5 protein-coding genes are annotated in these 3,691 nt (G+C 40.9%); 3 read left to right on the top strand and 2 right to left on the bottom strand.

Annotated features, from left to right (window positions below):
• On the bottom strand, positions 1-131 hold a 131-nt coding region (locus Q0037_RS02865), incomplete at its 3' end, for a glycosyltransferase family 2 protein (RefSeq protein WP_367274073.1).
• 3 nt (positions 132-134) lie between these two features.
• Positions 135-584 carry a type I restriction enzyme HsdR N-terminal domain-containing protein gene (locus Q0037_RS02860; protein ID WP_297515170.1) on the bottom strand — a complete coding sequence of 150 codons (450 nt, stop codon included), beginning with the start codon at positions 582-584 and terminating at the stop codon, positions 135-137.
• 47 nt (positions 585-631) lie between these two features.
• On the opposite strand from Q0037_RS02860, the gene holA reads away from it, so the two are divergent.
• The 3 genes from holA to ettA form a co-directional block, all read left to right on the top strand.
• Positions 632-1,636 carry a DNA polymerase III subunit delta gene (gene holA / locus Q0037_RS02855; RefSeq protein ID WP_297515167.1) on the top strand — a complete coding sequence of 335 codons (1,005 nt, stop codon included), beginning with the start codon at positions 632-634 and terminating at the stop codon, positions 1,634-1,636.
• A gap of 42 nt (positions 1,637-1,678) precedes the next feature.
• Positions 1,679-1,861, top strand: coding sequence for a CAL67264 family membrane protein (locus tag Q0037_RS02850; RefSeq protein WP_297515165.1), 183 nt, complete (start codon positions 1,679-1,681; stop codon positions 1,859-1,861).
• Between the two features lie 162 nt (positions 1,862-2,023).
• Positions 2,024-3,691 (top strand): energy-dependent translational throttle protein EttA (ettA, locus tag Q0037_RS02845; protein ID WP_297515161.1); only part of this gene is annotated, 1,668 nt, incomplete at its 3' end.

Below are 3,691 nucleotides of genomic sequence, written 5' to 3'. Positions count from 1 at the left end.
GAATCATCGGTAGAGGCATTGTCTACAAGATAAATCTGGGCCAAATCGGACTGTTTTACCACAGAAGGTAAGAACGTTTCGAGTAACGTTTTTCCATTCCAATTTAAAACAACAACAGCAATAGATTTCACGTATTATAAAGAATTAAATTCAGGTAAATCAGGTAAAAAGATGTACGTCTGCGCCTCAAAATCCATTTGACAAAAATAATGTTCCAATCCGTTGGTTACCATCAAATACTTTGCCCGTAACACCAAATTATACCGTGCAATTTGATCAAAAACAGCTTGGGTAATTTTCACCTCTGGGGCTTTGCATTCGACCAAAACTGAAATACCTCCATTGTTCTGAAAAACAACAACATCGTAACGCTTAGTTAAACCATTTTGTGCAATAGAATTTTCAACATTGATATAGGAAATCGGAATTTTTTTTACCTCTTGTAAAAACCGTACCGTATGTTGTCGAACCCATTCTTCGGGGGTTAAGACTACAAATTTTTTCCGGATAGCGTCAAATATTGCCGTTTTATTTTCACTATTTTTGAGGCGAAAGGAAAACGGTGGAAAATTGAGTACTTGCATGAGGCAAAAGTACACTTTTTTCATCGCAAGCCAAGGAAACATAAACTATGGACGAAGCGGTACATATCATCAATGCGATAAAAAGCGGAACGATAGCCCCAATTTATTTTTTAATGGGGGAAGAGCCCTATTATATTGATATTATCACAGATTATATTGAAGATCACTTGCTCACCGAGGATGAAAAAGGATTCAATCAGATGGTGTTGTACGGACGTGATACGACTATTGAAGACGTCATTGCACAAGCCAAGCGTTACCCCATGATGGCCGAACGCCAAGTAGTTATTGTCAAAGAAGCCCAAGAATTAGCACGGACAATAGAAAAATTAGAGTCCTACGCCGAAAATCCCCAACCCACGACCGTATTGGTTTTGGCATACAAGTACAAGACTTTGGATAAGCGTAAGAAAGTGACCAAAACCTTGGAAAAAAACGGCTTAGTGTTTGAAAGTAAAAAACTCTACGAAAATCAGGTCGCCACCTGGATTACCCGGGTGATTAAAGGAAAAGGTTTGGGCATCGAACCCAAAGCGGCGGCGATGTTGGTTGAGTTTTTGGGGAATGATTTAAGCCGCATAAGCAATGAATTGGATAAATTAAAAATCATTTTTCCTCCAGGACATGCGGTTACCCCTCATGATATTGAGGTGAATATTGGGTTTAGTAAAGATTACAACAATTTTGAACTTCGAACAGCAATAGGGGAGCGAAATGAAAAAAAAGCGTATCGCATTGCCCAGTATTTTGCTCAAAATTCGAAAGACAATCCTTTAGTGGTTACCACAGCCATGGTGTTCTCGTATTTCACCCAGGTATTGCAATACCATGGATTGAAAGATAAAAGTCAGGCAAACGTGGCTAAAGTTTTGCGAGTTAGTCCTTTTTTTGTAAAAGATTACGAGTTGGCAGCCCGACATTACCCGATGAAGAAAGTATCGGCTATCGTGGCAAAACTCCGTGAAGTAGATGCCAAAGGAAAAGGTGTAGGAGCCAATTCCATAAGTCATGCCGATTTGTTAAAGGAATTGTTAGTGACGATTTTCAATTGAGTTTTTTTCCGATATTTGCCTTCCTATTAAAAAAATGAAACGATGGCAATGAATAAAAATACAGTACTGGGTTGGGCAACGCTTATCATGATAATCATGGGGTTATTGCTCATTGGAATGGGCGTTTTTCGCTATAATGAAATCGCAGGTTGGGGATTTGGCGCAGTAGGTGTTGGATTTTTAGCCAATGCATGGGTGTTTAGCTCGTTGAAAGGACGAGTGTGAGATTATTTTAAATGGGGTTATTGTAAATTATAAATTTTCCCGAAATTCCAACGTCCAACGTCCAACGTCTAACGTCTAACGTCCAACGTCCAACTTCCAACGTCTAATGTCCAACGTCCAACGTCTAAAATCTAAATTCTAAACTCTAAATTCTAAACTCATATGTCAGACGATAAGAAAGTAATATTTTCCATGTCTCGAGTCAACAAAACGTACTCGAGTACTAACAAACAAGTCTTAAAAGATATTTACCTAAGTTTCTTTTATGGCGCCAAAATTGGGATTCTCGGACTCAACGGGTCGGGTAAATCCACGTTGTTGAAAATCATTGCAGGGGTTGAGAAAAACTACCAAGGTGATGTGGTGTTTGCACCCGGGTATACTGTGGGCTATTTGGAACAAGAACCGCAATTGGATGAAACCAAAACGGTGATTGAAGTCGTACGTGAAGGAGTGGCTGAAATTGTTGGCGTTTTGGACGAATTCAATAAAATTAACGATATGTTTGGGTTACCGGAAGTCTATGAAGATGCCGATAAAATGCAAAAACTCATGGACCGACAAGCCGAATTGCAAGATAAAATCGATGCGGTAGGCGGTTGGGAGTTAGACACCAAATTGGAAATCGCCATGGATGCGTTGCGAACGCCCGAAGGGGATACGCCCATCAACGTATTATCGGGTGGTGAAAAACGTCGCGTAGCCTTGTGCCGTTTATTGTTGCAACAACCCGATGTTTTGTTGCTGGATGAGCCCACCAATCACTTGGATGCTGAGTCGGTATTGTGGTTGGAGCAACATTTGCAACAGTATGCGGGAACTGTAATTGCAGTTACCCACGACCGGTATTTCTTGGATAATGTAGCGGGTTGGATTTTGGAACTTGATCGTGGCGAAGGGATTCCATGGAAAGGCAACTATTCTTCATGGTTGGATCAAAAAGGCAAGCGCTTAGACCAAGAAGAGAAAGTAGCTTCAAAACGTCGTAAAACCTTGGAGCGCGAGTTGGAATGGGTTCGTCAAGGGGCCAAAGGACGTCAGACGAAACAAAAAGCACGTTTACAGAATTATGACAAACTTTTGAATGAAGATCAAAAAGCGTTAGAGGAAAAGTTGGAGATTTATATACCCAATGGTCCGCGTTTAGGAACGAATGTGATCAATGCACATCATGTTTCAAAGGCTTTTGGAGATAAAATTCTGTATGAAGATTTGAATTTCACCTTACCACAGGCGGGAATTGTCGGAATTATCGGTCCAAACGGTGCTGGTAAATCCACTATTTTCCGGATGATCATGGGAGAGGAACAACCCGATGGAGGGGAATTTTCTACGGGCGATACGGTTAAAATTGCCTATGTAGATCAAAACCATTCTAATATCGACCCCAATAAAACCATTTGGGAAAATTTCTGTGATGGGCAAGAATTGATTATGATGGGAGGACGTCAAGTGAACTCACGGGCCTATTTATCGCGATTTAATTTTGGAGGAAGTGATCAAAATAAAAAAGTAGCTACTCTATCAGGTGGGGAACGTAACCGCTTGCATTTGGCCATGACGTTAAAAGAAGAAGGGAATGTGTTGTTGCTTGATGAGCCAACTAATGACTTAGATATTAATACTTTACGAGCTTTGGAAGAAGGGTTGGAAAATTTTGCGGGATGTGCCGTGATTATTTCCCACGACCGCTGGTTTCTCGATCGCGTGTGTACTCATATTTTAGCTTTTGAGGGCGATTCCCAAGTGTATTTCTTTGAAGGTGGCTTCTCCGATTACGAAGAAAACCGTCGCAAACGATTGGGTACCGAACTTACGCCCACACGAATT

Source organism: Flavobacterium sp., from assembly GCF_027482425.1.
Lineage (GTDB): Bacteria > Bacteroidota > Bacteroidia > Flavobacteriales > Flavobacteriaceae > Flavobacterium.
This window is presented reverse-complemented; position numbering and strand designations above follow the sequence as displayed.